Annotated in this window: 19 protein-coding genes and 1 tRNA gene; 9 read left to right on the plus strand and 11 right to left on the minus strand. The window is 60.1% G+C overall.

Features of this window, described 5'->3' with window-relative positions:
* Positions 1-73: 73 nt before the first annotated feature.
* Genes AC07XF_RS18880 through AC07XF_RS18900 form a run of 5 tightly spaced genes read right to left on the minus strand, consistent with a single transcriptional unit; the run spans position 74 to position 3,655 of the window.
* On the minus strand, positions 74-553 hold the full coding sequence (locus AC07XF_RS18880; RefSeq protein WP_007974731.1) for an Lrp/AsnC family transcriptional regulator: 480 nt from the start codon (positions 551-553) through the stop codon (positions 74-76).
* Between the two features lie 12 nt (positions 554-565).
* Positions 566-1,327: an ABC transporter ATP-binding protein gene (locus tag AC07XF_RS18885; RefSeq protein WP_007986657.1), complete on the minus strand. Its 762-nt coding sequence runs from the start codon at positions 1,325-1,327 to the stop codon at positions 566-568.
* Between the two features lie 56 nt (positions 1,328-1,383).
* Positions 1,384-2,094, minus strand: a complete 711-nt coding sequence (locus tag AC07XF_RS18890; protein ID WP_495027633.1) for an ABC transporter permease — start codon at positions 2,092-2,094, stop codon at positions 1,384-1,386.
* On the minus strand, positions 2,091-2,858 hold the full coding sequence (locus AC07XF_RS18895) for an ABC transporter permease (protein WP_495027634.1): 768 nt from the start codon (positions 2,856-2,858) through the stop codon (positions 2,091-2,093). Before AC07XF_RS18895 ends, AC07XF_RS18890 begins: the two co-directional genes overlap by 4 nt.
* Before the next feature lie 17 nt (positions 2,859-2,875).
* A complete protein-coding gene (locus tag AC07XF_RS18900; protein WP_154909056.1) occupies positions 2,876-3,655 on the minus strand; it encodes a transporter substrate-binding domain-containing protein in 780 nt (259 codons plus the stop codon).
* A gap of 630 nt (positions 3,656-4,285) precedes the next feature.
* Between AC07XF_RS18900 and ocd the strand changes: the two genes are divergently transcribed.
* Both ocd and AC07XF_RS18910 read left to right on the plus strand, forming a co-directional pair.
* Positions 4,286-5,332 carry an ornithine cyclodeaminase gene (gene ocd, locus AC07XF_RS18905; RefSeq protein ID WP_495027635.1) on the plus strand — a complete coding sequence of 349 codons (1,047 nt, stop codon included), beginning with the start codon at positions 4,286-4,288 and terminating at the stop codon, positions 5,330-5,332.
* A gap of 201 nt (positions 5,333-5,533) precedes the next feature.
* Entirely contained in the window at positions 5,534-6,358 is an 825-nt protein-coding gene (locus AC07XF_RS18910; protein WP_495027636.1) for a DeoR/GlpR family DNA-binding transcription regulator, read from the plus strand.
* A gap of 113 nt (positions 6,359-6,471) precedes the next feature.
* Here the strand turns inward: AC07XF_RS18910 and otnI are convergent, their stop codons facing one another.
* From otnI to ltnD, 5 genes are all read right to left on the minus strand, one after another.
* Positions 6,472-7,254 carry a 2-oxo-tetronate isomerase gene (gene otnI / locus AC07XF_RS18915; RefSeq protein WP_495027637.1) on the minus strand — a complete coding sequence of 261 codons (783 nt, stop codon included), beginning with the start codon at positions 7,252-7,254 and terminating at the stop codon, positions 6,472-6,474.
* A 21-nt stretch (positions 7,255-7,275) separates the two neighbouring features.
* Entirely contained in the window at positions 7,276-8,736 is a 1,461-nt protein-coding gene (locus AC07XF_RS18920) for a GntT/GntP/DsdX family permease (RefSeq protein WP_495027638.1), read from the minus strand.
* A gap of 189 nt (positions 8,737-8,925) precedes the next feature.
* On the minus strand, positions 8,926-9,564 hold the full coding sequence (gene otnC / locus AC07XF_RS18925; protein WP_495027639.1) for a 3-oxo-tetronate 4-phosphate decarboxylase: 639 nt from the start codon (positions 9,562-9,564) through the stop codon (positions 8,926-8,928).
* A complete protein-coding gene (otnK, locus tag AC07XF_RS18930; protein WP_495027640.1) occupies positions 9,561-10,859 on the minus strand; it encodes a 3-oxo-tetronate kinase in 1,299 nt (432 codons plus the stop codon). Before otnK ends, otnC begins: the two co-directional genes overlap by 4 nt.
* Positions 10,860-10,869: 10 nt before the next feature.
* Complete coding sequence (gene ltnD / locus AC07XF_RS18935) at positions 10,870-11,775, minus strand: L-threonate dehydrogenase (RefSeq protein WP_495027641.1); 906 nt, start codon at positions 11,773-11,775, stop codon at positions 10,870-10,872.
* Between the two features lie 380 nt (positions 11,776-12,155).
* On the opposite strand from ltnD, the gene AC07XF_RS18940 reads away from it, so the two are divergent.
* The 7 genes from AC07XF_RS18940 to AC07XF_RS18970 all read left to right on the plus strand — a co-directional run bounded on the left by AC07XF_RS18940 (position 12,156) and on the right by AC07XF_RS18970 (position 19,138).
* Positions 12,156-12,920, plus strand: coding sequence for a COG4705 family protein (locus AC07XF_RS18940; RefSeq protein WP_495027642.1), 765 nt, complete (start codon positions 12,156-12,158; stop codon positions 12,918-12,920).
* Positions 12,921-12,948: 28 nt separating this feature from the next.
* Positions 12,949-13,386 (plus strand): hypothetical protein, encoded by a 438-nt coding sequence (locus AC07XF_RS18945; protein WP_495027643.1) that lies wholly within the window; start codon positions 12,949-12,951, stop codon positions 13,384-13,386.
* A gap of 83 nt (positions 13,387-13,469) precedes the next feature.
* Entirely contained in the window at positions 13,470-14,135 is a 666-nt protein-coding gene (locus AC07XF_RS18950; RefSeq protein ID WP_495027644.1) for a response regulator, read from the plus strand.
* Positions 14,111-15,469 (plus strand): ATP-binding protein, encoded by a 1,359-nt coding sequence (locus tag AC07XF_RS18955; protein WP_495027645.1) that lies wholly within the window; start codon positions 14,111-14,113, stop codon positions 15,467-15,469. Before AC07XF_RS18950 ends, AC07XF_RS18955 begins: the two co-directional genes overlap by 25 nt.
* A gap of 164 nt (positions 15,470-15,633) precedes the next feature.
* The gene (locus AC07XF_RS18960) at positions 15,634-16,701 is read left to right on the plus strand and encodes an alpha/beta fold hydrolase (protein WP_495027646.1); all 1,068 of its coding nucleotides are present in this window, start codon (positions 15,634-15,636) and stop codon (positions 16,699-16,701) included.
* A 275-nt stretch (positions 16,702-16,976) separates the two neighbouring features.
* Positions 16,977-17,630 carry a hydrolase gene (locus AC07XF_RS18965; RefSeq protein ID WP_495027647.1) on the plus strand — a complete coding sequence of 218 codons (654 nt, stop codon included), beginning with the start codon at positions 16,977-16,979 and terminating at the stop codon, positions 17,628-17,630.
* 179 nt (positions 17,631-17,809) lie between these two features.
* Positions 17,810-19,138 carry an OprD family porin gene (locus AC07XF_RS18970; protein ID WP_495027648.1) on the plus strand — a complete coding sequence of 443 codons (1,329 nt, stop codon included), beginning with the start codon at positions 17,810-17,812 and terminating at the stop codon, positions 19,136-19,138.
* Positions 19,139-19,146: 8 nt separating this feature from the next.
* On the opposite strand, the gene AC07XF_RS18975 is transcribed toward AC07XF_RS18970, so the two are convergent.
* Positions 19,147-19,242, minus strand: a tRNA-Sec gene (locus AC07XF_RS18975).
* Between the last annotated feature and the right edge of the window lie 2 nt (positions 19,243-19,244).

The raw sequence follows: 19,244 nt of genomic DNA on the forward strand, positions 1-19,244 counted from the left end.
CGAAAGCGGTGTGTCATCCACATCAATGTCGACTGACACACCGCTTTCGCGAGCAAGCCCGCTCCCACAGTGCCTATTCCATCGTGGTCTTGACCATCGCCAGCTCCGGGTGGCTGACCAGTTTGTCGATGTGCAAATCCGGGTCGTCAAACCAGACTTCGGTCAACACCCGGTAATGCTCCATGTCACGGCAACGCATGCGCAGGCTGTAGTCGAACGCGCCGCTGATCAGACGACATTCCAGCACCTGCGGGCAGGCGCGAACCTTGGCCTCGAAGGCCTTTTGCGCTGCGCGTCCGCTCTGGTTCGACAACGCCACCAGCACTAGCAATGACAAGCCCGGCGTCAGTTTCTTCTCATCGAGAATCGCGCCATAGCCGCGGATGACCCCGAGCTGTTCCAGCTTGCGTACCCGTTCCAGACAAGGCCTGGGGGTCAGGTGCACGCGCTCGGAAAGCTTTTGATAAGTGATACGCCCTTCGTGGCGCAACACTTCAATGATTGCCTGATCGATACGATCAAGCACGATCGACAGATCGCGGATATCCGCCATGTACGCCTTGCCTCACTTCAAACGACCCGATAGAAATTGCTGCAAACGTTCACTGTTCGGCCGGTCGAGTATCGTAGCATCACCCTGCTCCTCGACCCGGCCCTGATGCAAGAACAACACCTGACTGGAGACCTGCCGGGCAAAGCCCATTTCGTGGGTCACCATCAACATGGTCCGGCCTTCTTCGGCCAGCGCCTGAATCACTTTCAGGACTTCCCCCACCAGTTCCGGGTCGAGCGCCGAGGTGGGCTCGTCGAACAACAGGATTTCGGGTTCCACCGCCAGGGCACGGGCAATCGCCACCCGCTGTTGCTGCCCGCCCGACAGAAATGCCGGGTATTGATCAGCCACCCGTTGCGGCAAACCGACCTTGTCCAGATACGCCCGTGCGCTCTCTTCGGCGGCCTTGCGACTCATGCCCAGGACTCGACACGGCGCCAGCACAATGTTCTCCAGCACGGTCAGGTGACTCCACAGGTTGAAGTGCTGGAACACCATCGCCAGTCGCGTGCGCAAACGCTGCAACTGCTTCGGGTTGGCAACCCGCATGCCGCCAACGCCCTGACGGGTGAGGACGCGCTCGCCGTCCAATGCAATAGCGCCTTCGTCCGCCCGCTCCAGAAAATTGATGCAGCGCAGCATGGTGCTTTTACCCGAACCGCTGGCGCCGATCATGCTCACCACGTCCCCTGCCCGCGCATTCAACGAGACGCCCTTGAGCACTTCATTGTCACCAAAACGTTTATACAGATTTTCAACCGTGAGTTTGTACATGCGAATACTCCTGGAGCGGCACACTTATCGCCACCGCTCTGGATAAAGAATGGAAGTCAGTGGGCCGGGCCCAGAAAGCTCAGCCAGCGTTTCTCAGCCAGACGGAACGCACCGACCAGCCCGAACGACAGCACGAGGTACAGCAGACCGGCAATGCCAAATGCCTGGAACGTCATGAAGGTCGCCGCATTGGCGTCTCGGGCAATTTTCAGGATGTCCGGAATCGTTGCGGTAAAGGCCACCGATGTCGCGTGCAACATCAGAATCACTTCGTTGCTGTAGTACGGCAGCGCGCGGCGCAGCGCCGATGGCAGGATCAGTTGCAGATACAGGCGCCAGCCACTGAGGCCATAGGCATGTGCCGCTTCGATTTCACCGTAGGGAATGCTGCGGATCGCTCCGGCGAAGATTTCCACGGTGTAGGCGCAGGTGTTGAGGGTGAACGCCAGCAAGGTGCAATTCATGGCGTCGCGGAAAAACGCTTCGAGCAATGGCTGCGAACGGACCACGGCGATGCCGTAGATCCCGCTGTAACAAATCAGCAACTGGATATATAACGGCGTGCCGCGAAAGATGTAGGTAAACAGCTGAACCGGCCAACGCAAAACACCCCAGCGCGAGACGCGCAAGATCGCCAGGGGCAACGACAGGAAAAACCCCATGGCAATACTCGCCACCAGCAACCACAGGGTCATCGCCAACCCGGTGAGGCTTTCACCGTCGCTGAACAGAAAGGGTTTCCAGTATTCGGCAATCAATTCGATCATCGCGCCATCCCCCGTACACCCTGGTTGTAGCGCCGTTCCAGCACGCGCAATACGTAGTTCGAAGCGCTGGTGATCAGCAGGTAAAGCGCGGCGGCCAACAGCAGGAAATCAAGCATGTTGAACGTACTTTTGCCGGCCTCCTGCGCGACCTTGACCAGGTCCGACAAACCGATGATCGATACCAGCGCCGTGGCCTTGAGCAGCACCAGCCAGTTGTTGCCAAGGCTCGGCAAGGCGAAACGCATCATTTGCGGGAACACCACGAAACGAAAGCGCTGCCAGCGGTTCAGGCCAAAGCACGCCGCGGCTTCCTGTTGCCCACGCGGCACACTCAGAATCGCCCCGCGAAAGGTCTCGGTGAAATACGCCCCGTAGATAAAACCGAGGGTGACGATGCCGGCCACAAACGGGTCGATTTCCATGTAGGGCCAGCCCATGGCCTCGGTCAGGGCGCTGAGCCAGCCTTGCAGGCTGTAGAAAATCAGCAACATCAGCACCAGGTCGGGCACGCCACGGATCAGCGTCGTGTAAAAGGTTGCCGGTAGATTCAGCAATTTCAGCGGCGACAGTTTGGCCGCCGCGCCGAGCAGCCCCAGCGCCATGCTCACCAGCAGCGCAAGCGCCGACAGCTTGAGGGTGACCCAGGTGCCATGCAGCAACAATGGGCCATAGCCTTGCAGGGCCGAAAGATCGACCCCGATCAGATTCAGGAAGGAGTTCACGCCAGTCACCTGTCTTGAGGCGCCCCGGTCGCGGCAATACATCGACCGGGGCGCGAGGATCAGTTGTTGTAGAGGTCCAGATCGCCGAAGTGTTTCTGCTGGATCTGCGCGTAGATGCCCTTGTCGTGCAGGGCCTTGATGGCGGCATTGAGCATGCCTTTGAGTTCTTCGTTGTCCTTGCGCACACCAATGGCGATTTCTGACGGCACCAACGGGTCACTGATGCCTTCGCTGTTTTGGAACTCAGCCCCTTGTGGCGAGGTCAGGAAGCTCATCTGTGCTTGCAGCTTGTCCTGGATCGACGCATCGAGACGGCCAAAAACCAGGTCGGCATAGACCTGATCCTGATTCTGATAGGCCCGCAGTTTCACTCCGCCCGGCCCCAGTTTGGCCTTGGCGTAGGTTTCCTGAATCGTGCCCTGCATGTAACCGATGGTTTTTCCGCGCAGCGATTCGGCGGTAGGCAGCAGTCCGGAGTCTTTGCGGGTGACGATGGCGGTCGGTCCGGCGTACAGGCGATCGGTAAAGTCGATCTGTTTTTTGCGCGCATCGGTAACGGTCATCGAAGATTCGATGGCATCGAACTTACCGGCCTTGAGTCCCGGAATCAGCCCGTCGAAGTCATTGCTGACCCACACACAGGTCAACTTCAACTCGGCACATATCGCATTGCCCAGATCCACGCCAAAGCCCTGAACCCCGCCATCGGCCGTGGTGGATTCAAAGGGTGGGTAACTTGGGTTGACGCCAAATCGCAGCTCCTTCCATTCCTTGGCACTGGCGCCCGTGGTGCAGCACAGCAACGCGAGTGCCGGCAAAGTCAGCCATTTGATGTTCATCTTCTTGAGTCCCGGATTATTAGGATTTATCGCGATCCGGCGCCTGCGTCGGACCACACTTTTTGACAGGGGCAGAGAGTCGATGCGGTCTTCACCGCAGCCGTTTTTGTTGTTGTTTTCGACTGGAAGCAGCCAATCGTCGGAGTTGCACTCCATCTCAAGCGGCGAACAGCAAGTGCTTGAAACGGACCGCCAGAATGCCAATTGCCGGGAGGGTGCTGGTGTCGTATCCCTACGTTCAAACAGCGTGCCTGTGCTGAACGTAGGGCTTTCACAGCCGATTCTGTCGTCTGTTCCAAGTCACTGTTTCTGCACTTAAAGGGAGCGGTACAGGAAATGTGATTGTCTTTGTGGCCTTCTTCATCTGCATGACGATGCTTCGTGAAGCTCATCGAGTTCTAGCCGTGCAAGTGAGTTGCGAGTGGTAACTGTCACCTGGCCGATTCGGCTGTGCGTGATCTGTTTTTCGACTTCTCTCGCTGTATCCAGCGTCAGTATTGGCCGAAATCTTCTCTGCATAGCCTCGACAATAGGTCCGTTGCAAATACATGGACCGCCTCCTGAGTCTCAGCCGCCAAAGCGCAAGGTAGTCCAGGCCGGCACACCCAAAAATGCCCAAAGGAACCCAATATGACCCGTTACATTGACGTCAATGATCTGAGCCGTCTCGTCCTGGAAAAAGGCTTGCCTCGTTGCCTGATCGAAATGGCCGAGTACATCCGTCAAGACTACGTACGCTGGCCGGATTTCGAAAAATGCGCGCGCCTGGCAAACCACTCACCCGAGGGCGTCATCGAGCTGATGCCTGTGTCTGATGCAGCGCTCTACGCCTTCAAGTATGTCAACGGACATCCGAAGAACACCCAAAATGGCATGCTGACGGTCATGGCGTTTGGTGCACTGGGAGACGTCGATACCGGCAAGCCGGTTTTACTGAGTGAAATGACGCTGACTACCGCCATTCGCACGGCTGCCACTTCTGCGCTCGCGGCCCGCTACCTCGCCCGACCGGACAGTCGCCGAATGGCACTCATCGGCAACGGTTCACAGAGCGAATTCCAGGCCCTGGCATTTCATACATTGCTGGGCATTACTGAAATCAGCCTCTACGACATTGATCCTGCCGCGACGACGAAGCTGGTAGCCAACCTGCGGGCCTACCCCGCCATACAGGTGACTGTCGCCAAAACCGTCGCAGAAGCCGTACGTGGTGCCGATATCGTGACCACAGTCACGGCCGACAAGGCCTACGCAACGATTTTAACGCCTGAGATGATCGAGCCTGGGATGCACCTCAACGCAGTGGGCGGCGACTGTCCCGGCAAGACCGAGCTGCACCGGGACATCGTGGAACGTGCGCGGGTCATGGTTGAGTACGAACCGCAAAGTCGCATTGAAGGCGAAATACAGCAAATGCCCGTCGACTCTCCGGTTATCGAGTTCTGGAAAGTCATCACTGGTCAGACCCCTGGTCGCCAGCATGCCGAGGAAGTCACCTTGTTCGACTCGGTCGGCTTCGCCATCGAGGACTACTCCGCCTTGCGCTATGTGCTGGATGTTGCAAGAACACTCAACATTGGCAGCGATATCCAACTGGTGCCAGAGCTGCAAGATCCCAAGAACCTGTTCTCGCTGCTACAGCCTTCAGCAACCGACGAGGCAAGGCTTCGGGCTTAATTTCACTCGACACTTCAAAGCGTTCACCTGGCGGCCTCTTCGGCTACCAGGCGGAACCCTGAACACTTGATCTGAAGCGCCCACTACAATTTACGCAGGGACATGGGCGCGGTGCCTTATCACGCTACTGATCCGGCTGCAGATTCGCTACTATGGTTGCCCGCCTTCCTTGTCTGCGGATTTCTTCATTCTGGAGCCCGAATGCCTAGTCAAAAGGACATCGCCGCCGACAGCGGCGCACCGATGATTCCTGAACAGCGCCGTGAATTGATGCTGCGACAGTTGCGCAAACATCAGGTGCTGAGCGTTCATCAATTGATGGAAATGTTCGACTGTTCGCACATGACCATACGCCGCGACATCGCGTTGCTGGAGCAGGAGGGTCGTGCGTACTCGGTAACGGGTGGGGTGCGGATCGCCAGTCAGCTGCACAGTGAGCCCAGCCATCAGCTCAAGGCAGTGGTCGAGTTGCCGCAGAAGCAGGCCATGGCCAGGCTCGCCGCCCGGCTTTTGCATGCCGACATGACGATTTACCTGGATGCGGGAACCAGCACGCTGGAAATCGTCCCCTACATCAAGGCGCTGTCCGGCATGACCGTGGTGACTAACGATTTCGGTATTGTCCAGGCACTGATTGAAGCCCCCCATGTCACGGTGATTCACACCGGCGGGCAGCTGGATCACTCCAATCAATCGTGTGTGGGCGGCCTGGCGGTGGCCACCTTGCGTCAGGTCGTCACCGATGTCGCATTCATATCGACCAGTTCATGGGATTTGCGTCGCGGCCTCACCACGCCTTCGGCGCTGAAGGTGGAGGTCAAGCAAGCCGCCATGCAGTCGGCTTCGCAAGTGGTGCTGGTGGCCAGCAGTTCGAAGTACGGCACGTTCAGCATGTACCGGATCGCCGGGCTCGAGCAATTCGACATCATCCTCAGCGACGACGCGTTGACCCCTGCCGCAGCCGATGGCATCCGCAAGCAGGGTGTCGAATTGTTACTGCCGTCTGACAATACCCCGGGCGCCTGACATAATTTGTAGGAGCGAGCTTGCTCGCGATGGACGTTAACGATACCGCGTGTTTGCTGAATAAACACGTCGCCCTCAGCTCCATCGCGAGCAAGCTCGCTCCTACAGGTTTCTTAACGCGCTTTCCAGTCCCGCAGCCACTGCAAGCCGGCAGACGTGTTACCTCGTGGCCGGTATTCACACCCTACCCAGCCGTCATATCCCAACTGGTCGATCAGCTCGAACAGATAGGGATAGTTGATTTCTCCCAGGTCGGGTTCATGTCGGTCTGGCACACCAGCGATCTGGATATGGCCAATTCCGTCGAAGTCCCGACGCAGTTTGGTGGCCAGGTCGCCCTCGACGATTTGGCAGTGATAACAGTCGAACTGAACCTTCAGGTTACTGGCGCCTACTTCCTTGCAGATGGCCTGGGCCTGATCCTGCCGGTTGAGGAAAAAGCCCGGCATGTCCCGCGTATTGATCGGTTCCAGCAGCACCGTGACACCGACTTTGGCCGCCTGGGCGGTGGCGTAGGCGAGGTTCTCCAGGTACACGCCGTGATGCCGTGGGCGGTCGCTTTCCGACGGCAACAGCCCGGCCATCACATGGATGCGTGAGTTGCCCAGCACGCTGGCGTATTCCAGGGCACGCTCAAAACCGCTGCGAAATTCACTCTCCCGACCGGGTAACGACACCGTGCCCCGCTCGCCCTTCGCCCAATCACCGGGCGGCGCGTTGAACAGTGCCTGCACCAGACCGTTGTCGCTCAAGCGTTGCTTGAGCTCTTCAGCGCGGTAGTCGTAGGGGAACAGATACTCCACCGCTTCGAAACCGTCGGCAGCCGCGGCCGCAAAGCGATCCAGAAACTCATGTTCCGGGTAAAGCATGCTGAGGTTGGCAGCAAAACGAGGCATGGTAGCTCCTGAGATAATGGGTTAGACAAAGGGCCAGATCAGCAGGGTAATACAGAAACCCAGGGTGCCGAGCAAAGTGGTCAGCACCGTCCAGGTGCGCAAGCCGTCAGCCACGTTCAGTCCGGACAGCTTGGTGAAGATCCAGTAACCGGCATCATTGATATGGGACATGGCCAACCCGCCACCGCCCATGGCCAGGCACAGCAGGGCCATGTGGTTCGGGGTGAGACTGAGGGTCGCAATCAGCGGGCTGATGATGCCGGCAGTGGTCACCAGTGCCACAGTGGTCGAGCCCTGCACCGCGCGCAACAGCATGGTCAGCAGAAAGCCCAGGGCCAGCACCGGCAGACCGGTTGTGCGCAGCATATCGGAGACCACGGCGCCGATTCCGGTGTCCACCAGCACCTTGCCGAACACACCGCCGGCACCGGCAATCAGGATCACCATGGCCACACCGGGCAAGGCCGAACCGATCACGTCAGACACCTGAGTGCGGCTCCAGCCCCGACGCGAACCCAACAGCCAGGCACACAGCAAGGTGTCGATCAGCAGCGCCACCAGCGGCGCGCCGAGCACGGTCATGACGCCGCGCAGGGTCGAATCGGCTGGCAGCAACGAGGTAGACAGAGTCCCCAGCAGAATCAGAATGATGGGCAACACGATCAGGCTGACGATCAGACCAAAACCCGGCGCGGGTGCCGGCGGCAATTTCGAAACGATGCTGCTGGTGGACTCTTCCAGGCCCATGTGCGACACGGCCACTGCCGCTCGCCCGGTGCTCGTGTCGTTGCCATTGGACCAGGCGGCCAGATCCTCGTTGGTGACATGCGGGCCATAGACCTCGGCACGAATATCGTCGGTCATCGGGTACGTACGACGGGTCATGCGCCCGGCCACGCGGTAGCCGACATAGCAAAGCAGCGCGGTGATCGGCAAACCGAACATCAGCACGCGGCCCAGGTCCGCGCCCAATTGGCTGGCAGCGGCCACTGCGCCCGGGTGCGGCGGCAGAAAGGCGTGTACGGTCAACAAAGCCGCGCACATCGGCAACGCGAACACCAACAGCGGCTTACGCGCACTGCGGGCAACACCATAGGCCAGCGGCATCAGGATGATCACGCCGACCTCGAAGAACACCGGCACCCCGACCATGAAGCCGGCAATCGTCAACGCCAGGGGCGTACGCCGATTGCCGAAACGGGTAATCAGGGTCTTGGCCAGCGCCTCGGCACCGCCGGAGAGTTCGATGATCCGCCCGATCATCGCCCCCAAGGCAATGATGATCGCGATATGGCCCAAGGTCTTGCCCATGCCGCCTTCGATGGTAGCGACCAGATCGGCCGGCTTCACGCCGGCTACCAGCGCCACCAGAATGCTCACCAGCATCAAGGCCACGAAGGGCTGGAATTTGTACTTGAGCACCAGGAACAACAACAGCGCGATGCCCACCCCGGCGGTCATCATCAGGATTAACGGGCTCATTGCAGAACCCCTCCACGCCGGATAACTGAAACGGTACTGCCACTGGTTCTGAATATGCCGCAGTGAAGGTGAGTCATGCTTGGATTTCCTGTTGTTATTGTTTTTTCAGGCAAGCCGGGACCGTCGAAAGTCGCTGGGCGGCTCCCGGGCAGGGCCTGCGTTATCGATCTGTGGTGTTAAGGCAGCGCGTTACCAGTGCGCACCAAAGGTGTCTCGCAATTCGTCCAGCGCCGCCTGATCGAGCGGTTCAGGCTTGGGATTGCTCATCAGCCAGAGCTGTGCGGTTTCCTCGAGCTCCTCCAGGGCGTAGCTGGCCCTGGATACCGAACTCTCCCAGACCACCGGGCCCAGCCGTTCGAGCATCACGCCGCGAACACTGTTGGCCAGCCGGGCGACTTGCTCGGCAACCTTTGGCGAACCGGGTCGCTGGTAGCCGATCAACGGGATATGCCCGACTTTCATGACCTGATACGGCGTCAGCGGCGGCAGGATGTCGTCTGCCTGCCAGACACCGGCCAGCGTCAACGCCACCAGATGGGTGGAGTGGGTATGCACCACGCCGCCGACATTCGGATTACGGTCGTAGACCTGACGATGCAACGCCAGGGTCTTTGACGGTTTGTCACCGGACACCCATTCGCCAGCCAGATTGACCTTGGCGATGGTCGCCGGATCGAGGCGCCCGAGGCAGACATCCGTGGGCGTGATCAACCAGCCGTCGTCCAGGCGCGCGCTGATATTGCCGGCGCTGCCGACGGTGTATCGGCGCTGGTAAAGGCTGTGGCCAACCTCACAGATTTCTTCGCGCAAGGCGTTCTCGTTACTCATTGCACATCTCCGGCCTGGGCGAGTTGGTTCAAGGCTTTGCTGAAGAAATCCCGGCCACCGAAGTTGCCCGATTTGAGTGCCAGCGCCAAAGGTTCGTCAGTGCTGCTGACGGTCGCCGGCACACCCGGATCGATCTGCGCGCCAATCTGCAACAGCTGTACACCCAGCGCCTGAACCACCGCGCCCGAAGTTTCGCCACCGGCGATCACGAAGCGGCGTACACCGTTCTGGCGCAGACCTTGGGCAATTTCGCCAAAGGCGTTTTCCACCAGGCTACCGGCCTGCTCGACGCCCAGTTGCTGTTGCACCAACTTGACCTCTTCCGGTGAGCTGGTGGCGTAGATCAATACGGTTTGTTGGTTGTCGCGGGCAAAGGCCAAGGCTTGCGCCACCACCGGTTCACCCGCCGCCAAGGCCAACGGATCGATCCGCAAGGCTGGTCGGCCAGCTTCGAGCCAGGCGGCCACTTGTCCATTGGTGGCGATCGAAGCACTGCCGGCCAACACCACTTCCCCGCCGGACACGGCCGGAAGTTTCGATGCATCGAGGTCGCGCAGCTTGCCGGCGCGACGGAAATTTTCCGGTAGGCCCAAGGCCAGCCCCGAACCACCGGTCAACAGCGGCAGATCGGCGCAGGCGGTGCCAAGGGTGTACAGGTCGCTGTCCGACAGGGCATCCGCGATGGCCATGCCGACACCTTGCGCCCGCAATTCAGCGATTCGCGCCCGCACCTGCTCAGCGCCACGGGCAATCGTGTCGTAGCGCAACAGGCCGACATTCAGGCGGGTCTGCGATTGCAGGACCCGAACCAGATTGGCATCGGTCATCGGCGTCAACGGGTGATGCTGCATGCCCGACTCGCTGAGCAGTTGATCCTGCACGAACAAGTGGCCGCGAAAGATCGTTCGGCCATTTTCCGGGAACGCCGGGCACGCAAGGGTAAAGTCGCTGCCCAGTGCCGCCAGCAGCGCTTCGCTGACCTGGCCGATATTGCCGGCCGCGGTGGAATCGAACGTCGAGCAATACTTGAAGAAGATTTGCTCGCAACCTTGTTCACGCAACCAGGCCAGCGCGGCGAGGGACTGTTCGACCGCTTCGGCGACCGGCGTGGTACGCGACTTCAAGGCAATGACGATCGCATCGGCATCAAGCCCGGCGGCCACTTCCGTGCTCGGGATGCCGATGCTTTGCACGGTGCGCATACCGCCGCGCACCAGCATGTTGGCAAGGTCCGTGGCGCCGGTGAAATCGTCGGCAATGCAGCCCAGCAGCGGGCGTGCGGTGGAGGTAGTCATGGGGTGTTCCTCAAACAGGCTCAGGCTTGGCAGTCGGCAATTCGATGCCCGGGAAAATCTTGATCACCGCCGAGTCGTCCTCGCGGCCGAAGCCGGCACTGGACGCCTGCATGAACATCTGGTGAGCGGTGGCCGACAGCGGCAGCGGGAATTTGCTGGCCCGGGCGGTATCCAGCACCAGGCCCAGGTCCTTGACGAAAATATCCACTGCGGACAACGGCGTGTAATCCGCCTTGAGAATGTGCGGTACGCGGTTTTCGAACATCCAGGAATTACCGGCGCTATGGGTGATCACCTCATACAACGCATCGGCATCGACGCCTTCACGCAGGCCCAGCGCCATGGCTTCGGCGGAGGCGGCAATATGTACCCCGGCGAGGAGCTGGTTGATGATCTTGACCTTCGAACCCAGGCCATGGACGTCACCCAGGCGATAGACCTTGCCGGCCATGCCAGCCAGGATCGACTCGGCCTTGGCATAAGCGTCGGCCGGGCCCGAGGTCATCATAGTCATCTCGCCTGCGGCAGCCTTGGCGGCGCCACCGGAAATCGGTGCGTCCAGATACAGCAGGCCCAGCGCGGCCAGGCGCTGGCCCAGGTCCACGGCGTAAGTCGGGGCGACTGTGGCGCAGCCGATCACCAGACCGCCCGGCCGCAGAGAGGCCACGGCGCCGCCCTCACCAAACAATACGGTCTCGGTCTGTTCGGCATTGACCACCACGGTGATGATCACATCACACTCGGCGGCCATATGCGACGGTGACGGGCAAGCCACACCGCCCTCCCCGGCGAACTGTTCTGTCACGGCAGAACGCACATCACAGGCATGCACATTAAAACCGCTGCGCAACAACGAGCGAGCAATGCCCAGCCCCATCGCGCCCAGACCGACTACACCGACATTCTTGTTATTCATGGGGTACTCCAGAGGAAAGCAGCGACGGCTTCCACGCCTGCAAGGCGCAGACGCTGGCCGCGTTGTAGACAGGGCCGCGGCAGACAGGAACAGCACCGAGCGGATCAACCCGCTGAGGGGTACTGTCATTCAGGACATGAGTCGCGATCTCATTGAACATCAAGGCCATCCTGTTTTTTGTCGTGTTATCAGGTTGTCATACCGGCTGGTAGAGATCATCTACCAGTGATCAGATTATGTGAAGTATTTTTTTCACATAACATTTTTTAACACTGCTTTGGAAAACCGGGCAACTTCGCCGCCACTCAGTCTCAGCTAAGTTTCGATCCGTATCGTCTCCCTTGCGCAAGTCCTGCGCTGCACAGGAGAGGCACCCGCTCATGAAACCCGCGATAGCCGGATGGCTTAACAAAGTACCCGAGGTGACGCTGTCATTCTGGGTGATCAAGATCTTGTCCACGACGGTGGGTGAAACCGGTGCGGATTTTCTGGCTGTCGATGCCGGCCTCGGCCTTGGCTGGACCAGCCTGGGCATGGCGGCATTGCTCGCCATCGCGCTGTTCTTGCAGATGCGCAAAACCGCCTGTTCGCCGTGGATCTACTGGTTGACCGTGGTCTTGGTGAGCATCGTCGGGACACAGCTCACCGACATCCTGACCGACGTGCTCGACGTCAGCCTGTACACCAGCACCGCGGTGTTTTCGGTCTTGCTGGCGCTCAACTTCGTCGTCTGGTACCGGGTGGAACACAACCTGTCGATCCGCGAGATCGTCACCCCACGAAGGGAGTGGTTCTACTGGACGACCGTGCTCTGCACCTTTGCCCTCGGCACGGCGGCCGGTGACCTGGCCACCGAAGCGCTGGGCCTGGGCTTCACCCTCGGCGCGGTGATTTTCGGCGCACTGATCGCCGCCACCCTGTTGGCCTGGCGCCTGGGTGCCAACGTGGTGCTGGCCTTCTGGATCGCCTACATCCTGACCCGCCCGTTCGGCGCCTCACTCGGTGACTTGCTGACCCAGTCCAAGACCTATGGCGGCCTCGGCATGGGCGCGACCTGGACCAGCGCGATCTTCCTGTGCGTCATCGTCATGCTGGTTGCAGTCGCGCAGATCAGCGTCGGCAACCGCAAATCCGTCACTCAGTAACTCTTTAAAAGCCCATCAAGGAGTCTTCATGCGCCCTTTTCAGAACATCATTCGCCACGTCGCCATTGTCTCGTCGATTTTCCTGCTCAGCATCGCTGCCGGCTGCTCGAAACCCGCCGACAAGCCAAACGCAGGCAACACTTCAGGTGCGATGAGTGCACAAACCCAGTCCGGTTCAAAACTGGGTGATCTATCCGAGTTCCGCAGCATCGCCGCCGACGTTGTCGTGCTCGTCGATAAAAACGACCTGCCCGGCGCGAAAACCCGCATCAAAGACCTGGAGAGCGCCTGGGACTCGGCCGAAGCCGGGATCAAACCGCGCGCCGCCAGCGACTGGCATGTAGTGGACAAAGCCATCGACCGCGCGCTCGACGCCTTGCGTGCCGGCAATCCGCAACTGAGCGACTGCAAGACCCGCATGGACGAGCTGATGCTGGCCTTCGACTCGATGAAAGGCAAGCAATAACCGGGCGGACAAACGCCGGTACAGGTGCTTCAATACAGGCGCGACGGTCATGACCGCCGCGCCTTTTTTTTTCGGAGCGGGACATGCGGATATTGCTGGTCGAAGATGACCCGATGATCGGAGACGCCATCCAGGTCGCACTCAATGATGCGAGTTACGCGACCGACTGGGTAAAAAACGGTCTGACCGCACTCACAGCGCTGGAGACCCAGCCTTACGACCTGGTGCTGCTGGATCTCGGCTTGCCCGGCAAGGACGGGCTCGATGTCCTCGACAGCATTCGCGGCCGCAACAACCCGGTGCCGTTGCTGATCATCACCGCACGGGACGGCCTCGACGACCGCCTGCGCGGCCTCGACGGTGGCGCCGACGATTACTTGCTCAAACCCTTCGACATGGCCGAATTGCTGGCCCGCATGCGCGCCGTGCTACGCCGTAAAGGCGGGCACGCCCAGTCATTGCTGGACAACGGCGTGGTGGCGCTGGACCTGGTGTCGAAACAGGCGAGCACTGCCGAAAATCCCGACGTGCAACTGTCCAGCCGCGAGTTCGCCCTGCTCCAGGCCCTGTTGATCCGTCCGGGGGCGATCCTTTCGCGCAGCGAACTCGAAGACCGTCTCTACGGCTGGGGCAATGAAGTGGAAAGCAATGCCGTGGAATTTCTGATTCATTCGCTGCGCCGCAAGTTAGGCAACCAGGTCATCAAGAACGTCAGGGGGATGGGATGGATGGTTTCAAAAAGCGCTTGAGTGACTCGGTCCAGTTACGGCTGTCAGTCGCGTTGTCGCTGGCCATCCTGATCGTGGCGGTGCTGGCCGGGGTGTTTGCGTTCATCTCGGCCCTCGACGAAGCCCACGAAATGCAGGACGAAACCTTGCGTCGCGTGGCCGTACTGTTCGATCGGCAGCACATGACATTGCACTATCCCGCGGCCGAAAAAATCCCGGGGGACGACGAAGAATCCAGGGTCATCGTGCAATACCTGGCCGACAGCAGCAAAGCATCCGGCAGCAACGACGACAGCGTCATCCCGCTGCCCTTCCCCACTACGCTGGCCGATGGTTTGTCGACCTTGAGTATCGCCGGCGAAGACTTTCGTACGCTGGTCAGGACGACCGCCCGGGGCGAGCGCATCGTCGTCGCCCAGGAAACCGGTGTCCGCGACAAAGAGGCACGGGAGAGCGCCTGGCGCAGCCTGTTGCCGTTTCTCATTCTGTTTCCGGTGCTGTTGCTGGTGGTAGGCGATCTGGTACGCAAACTGTTTCGCCCCATCGCCACCCTTTCCGACGAAATAGATCGACGCGATAAACAGGCCCTGCACCCGATCGACGAACAGCATTTGCCAACCGAGATCCGCCCTTTCGTCGTGGCCATCAATCGCTTGCTGGCGCGGGTTGCGCAGTCCATGGAAACCCAGCGGCGCTTCATCGCCGACGCCGCCCACGAACTGCGTTCGCCCATGACAGCCTTGTCCCTGCAAGCCGAGCGACTGAAAGCCACGCCAATGCCGACGTTAGCCGTCGAGCGCTTGCTACCGCTGTCGCAAGCCATAGAGCGCAGCAGGAAGCTGATCGATCAGTTGCTGGCCCTGGCCGCCGCGCAATCGAACGGCGAGCGACCGCCGACCACGGTTTCGGTGCATGAAATCTATCGACGGGTGCTGGAGGACCTGTTGCCACTGGCGGAGCGCAAGAACATCGATATCGGTGTTGAAAGTACCGAAGACGTGCAGGTCTTCATTAACGAAATGGACCTGCTGATCCTGGTCAAGAACCTGGTGGACAACGCGATCCGCTACACCCCTTGCGGCGGACGCGTCGACCTGTCGGTGGAACTGGTGCAGGACACCGTGATCCTTCAGGTCAAAGACTCCGGCCCGGGCATCACCGCCGCTGAACAAATCCGGGTGTTCGACCCGTTCTATCGCAGCGTGGGCACCGAAGAATCAGGTTCCGGGCTGGGGTTGTCCATCGTCAATACCATTGCCGAGCGTACGGGAGCTCGGGTGCGCCTGGGTTACTCGGACGAGACGACCAGGCGCGGGTTATGTGTGTCAATCGAGTTGAAAAGAGGCTCAGACTAAATCCCCCATGTATCACAGTGTGTCAACGCCAACGCCCGATACACAGACTTTCATCCGGCCGGCGATTCGACACAGGCCAGATACGTTGCCACGCTTCAATGCAAGCAAGGTTTGAAGGGGCTCAGACAGAATCCCTGACCCATGGCTGGTAATGGAGACATCCCATGAAGAAGGCACTGCACAACAGCAAAACCGGCAAGACTCGCCGCCAACTGGTCGGCCCTTCGATCCTCGCGCTTACGCTGTTCGGCGTGCTCGGCGCGGCCCATGCGCAAACGGCCGCTACCGCGCAACCAGCGGCGACCCCTGCCGCTACCACGCAAGCGGCGCCCCTGCCCTTCGGCCCGCTCAAGCATGTCAACGCCGGACTGCTGGACGTGGCGTACGCCGAAACTGGCCCGGCCAACGGGCCTGTGGTGATCCTGCTGCACGGCTGGCCGTACGACATTCACAGTTATGACGAGGTCGCGCCGTTGTTGGCCGCCAAGGGCTATCGGGTGCTGATGCCCTATGCGCGCGGCTATGGCGATACGCGTTTCCTGTCCGTAGAAACCGAGCGCAACGGCCAGCCGGCTGCGCTGGCCAGCGATGTCATCGACTTCATGGATGCCCTGAATATCAAACAAGCGGTGCTCGGTGGCTATGACTGGGGTGCGCGTTCGGCCGATATTGTCTCGGCGCTGTGGCCGGAGCGGGTCAAGGCACTGGTCTCGGTCAGCGGTTATCTGATCGGCAACCAGGCAGCCGGCAAGAACCCGCTGCCACCCAAGGCGGAATTGCAGTGGTGGTATCAGTTCTACTTCGCCACTGACCGCGGACGTGCCGGTTACGAGAGAAACACCCACGACTTCGCCAAGCTGATCTGGCAACTGGCTTCGCCGAAATGGGCCTTCGACGACGCTACCTTCGACCGCAGCGCCAGGGCGCTGGACAACCCCGACCATGTCGACATCACCGTGTTCAATTACCGCTGGCGCCTGGGCCTGGTCCAGGGCGAGAGCCGATACGAAGCGCTGGAGCAGAAACTGGCCACGGCGCCGTCCATCAGCGTGCCGACCATTACCCTGGAAGGCGATGCCAACGGCGCACCGCACCCGGCCCCCGAGGACTATGCCAAGCGTTTCACCGGCAAGTACGAGTTCCGGCTGATCAACGGCGGCATCGGCCACAACCTGCCGCAGGAAGCTCCGCAGGCGTTCGCCAAGGCGGTGATCGATGCGGATCATCTTTGAGGTCGATCTGACATCCGCACACCAGCGCCGTGAACATGGAGAACGTGGCACACAAAAACCCTGTAGGAGCGAGCTTGCTCGCGATGAGGCCGGCACATCCAGTATTTATGTCGGCTGACACTCAGCCATCGTCGGATCGCCGCCCGGAGCCGGCTCGCTCCTACAAGTTTTGCGCCGTTGGATATCAATGAGTCAAAGACAGCACACCGATTCAATATTCCCGACCCGATCTACGCAACCATGACGTCCTCTCTCCCCCCCATAAGGACAATGTGATGGCCATTGCAAAAGCAGTTCCCGGCAAAACCCTGCTGACCCCGACCGACCACACCCTGATCATGATCGACCACCAGTCGCAGATGTCCTTCGCGACCAAGTCGATCGATGCCGTCACCCTGCGCAACAACGCCGCACTGGTGGCCAAGGCGGCGCGTGGCTTCAAGGTCTCGACGATTCTCACCACCGTCGCCGAGAAGAGTTTTTCCGGGCCGATCTTCGACGAAATCAAAGCCGTGTTCCCGGAACACAACGTGATCGATCGCACCAGCATGAACACCTGGGAAGACGAGCGCATTGCCGTGGAGGTCAATGCCATCGGCAAGCAGAAGATTGTCCTCGCCGGTCTGTGGACCTCCGTTTGCATCGTTGGTCCGGCGTTGTCGGCGATTGACCAGGGTTTCGTGGTGTATGTGATTGCCGACGCCTGCGGCGACGTCAGCACCGAGGCCCATGAAATGGCCATGCAGCGCATGATCCAGATCGGCGCCCGGCCGATGACCTCGCTGCAATACCTGCTGGAACTGCAACGTGACTGGGCCCGCAGCGAGACTTACGACGAAACCGTGAAAACCTCGATTGCCAACGGCGGCGCCTACGGTCTGGGCCTGATCTACGCTAAGACCATGTTTGGTGCCTCGGAAGGCCACTAAGGCTCTCGGAAAAACAAACGACTGCGGGCGAACTCCTGTAGGAGCGAGCTTGCTCGCGATGGTCTCGAGAGCGCCGCGTTTAGCCAGTAAACAAGCGTTATCGTTAACGACCATCGCGAGCAAGCTCGCTCCTACAGTGAATCATCACCCGCAGTCGCTGCCCTTGTGGTGAACCATTGATGATCCTTTCCTCGCATAACCTCAGGGCTGCAATTTATTTATGCTTCTGCCTGTTGGCCACCCACGCACTGGCCGATGAATCGTCGCAAGACGCGGAAGGCTTCCTGAACGGCGCGACGCTTGGCGTACTCAGCCGAAACTTTTATCTGAACAGTGACTATCGATCCCCCTCGTCGACCGGGAAAAGCTACAAAGCCGAATGGGCTCAAGGCTTTATCGGCACTTTTGAATCCGGTTTCACACCTGGCGCCATCGGTTTTGGCCTCGATGCCCATGCATTTCTGGGATTGAAACTTGATAGCGGCAAGGGACATTCCGGGACCGGATTACTGCCGGTGGGCAGTGACGGCCGCAGCGAAAGCGACTACTCCAGCGGTGGCGGCGCGATCAAGCTCAAGGCATCGAAGACCACCCTGGCGTATGGCGAGATGGAGGTCGAAACCCCGGTATTCGACACCGCGGACAAACGCCTGCAACCGGAGTACGCCACTGGTTTTCTGCTCGACAGCCGTGAGATCGACGGCATGAACCTGCAAGCCGGGCACTTCACGGCATTCAAGAATCAGGACAGTGCTTCAGGCAAGGGCAACTTTTTCGGCTATGGCGCCAACACCGAGGCCGGTGGCATTTCGTTTGTCGGTGCCGACCTGTTTACCCAAAGTCCGGTCGGTGGCGCCCTGTACGCTTCGGAGTTGACAGATACCTGGCACCAGTACTACGGCAACCTGCACTTCAAGCAGTCCGAGGTGTTCCTCGACGCCAACCTCTATCACACCCGGGACACCGGCCAGGCACTGGCCGGTGCCATCGACAACACCGCGTACAGCCTGTCGGGCCGATACACGCTGGGCGCCCATGGTTTCACCCTGGCCTATCAGAAGATCGACGGTGATACGCCATTCGACTTCGTCGGTGGCGATTCCATCTACCTGGCCAACTCAATCAAATACGCCGACTTCAACGGTGCCCACGAACGCTCCTGGCAGGCACGCTACGACCTGGACCTTGCACCCTACGGAATTCCCGGGTTGAAATTCATGACGCGTTACGTCACCGGAGACCAGATCGACGGCACCCATGCACCGCAAGGCGGGGCCTACAACCCGTTCGACGCGGCGTCCGGCACCTTCGTGCCGCAACAAGGTGATGGGGGCAAACACTGGGAGCGCGACATCGACCTGCACTATGTCGTGCAGGCCGGGGCGGCCAAGGGCCTGTCGCTGCAACTGTCCCATGTGTCGCACCGGGCCAACGCCGCCCAGGCCGGCGACGACATCGACCGAGTTTACGTGGTCATTCAGTACCCGTTGAACTTCGGGCCGTTCTGAACGAAAAGTGGCGGAAGGCAGCCGGAGTCGAACCTGCCCGGGAACGGATGCCGTCCCCAACCGGGTTTGAAGCCCGGCCGCGCCACCGGGCGCGATTGCCTTCCTT

Source organism: Pseudomonas sp. GW821-FHT01C01 (assembly GCF_059422645.1).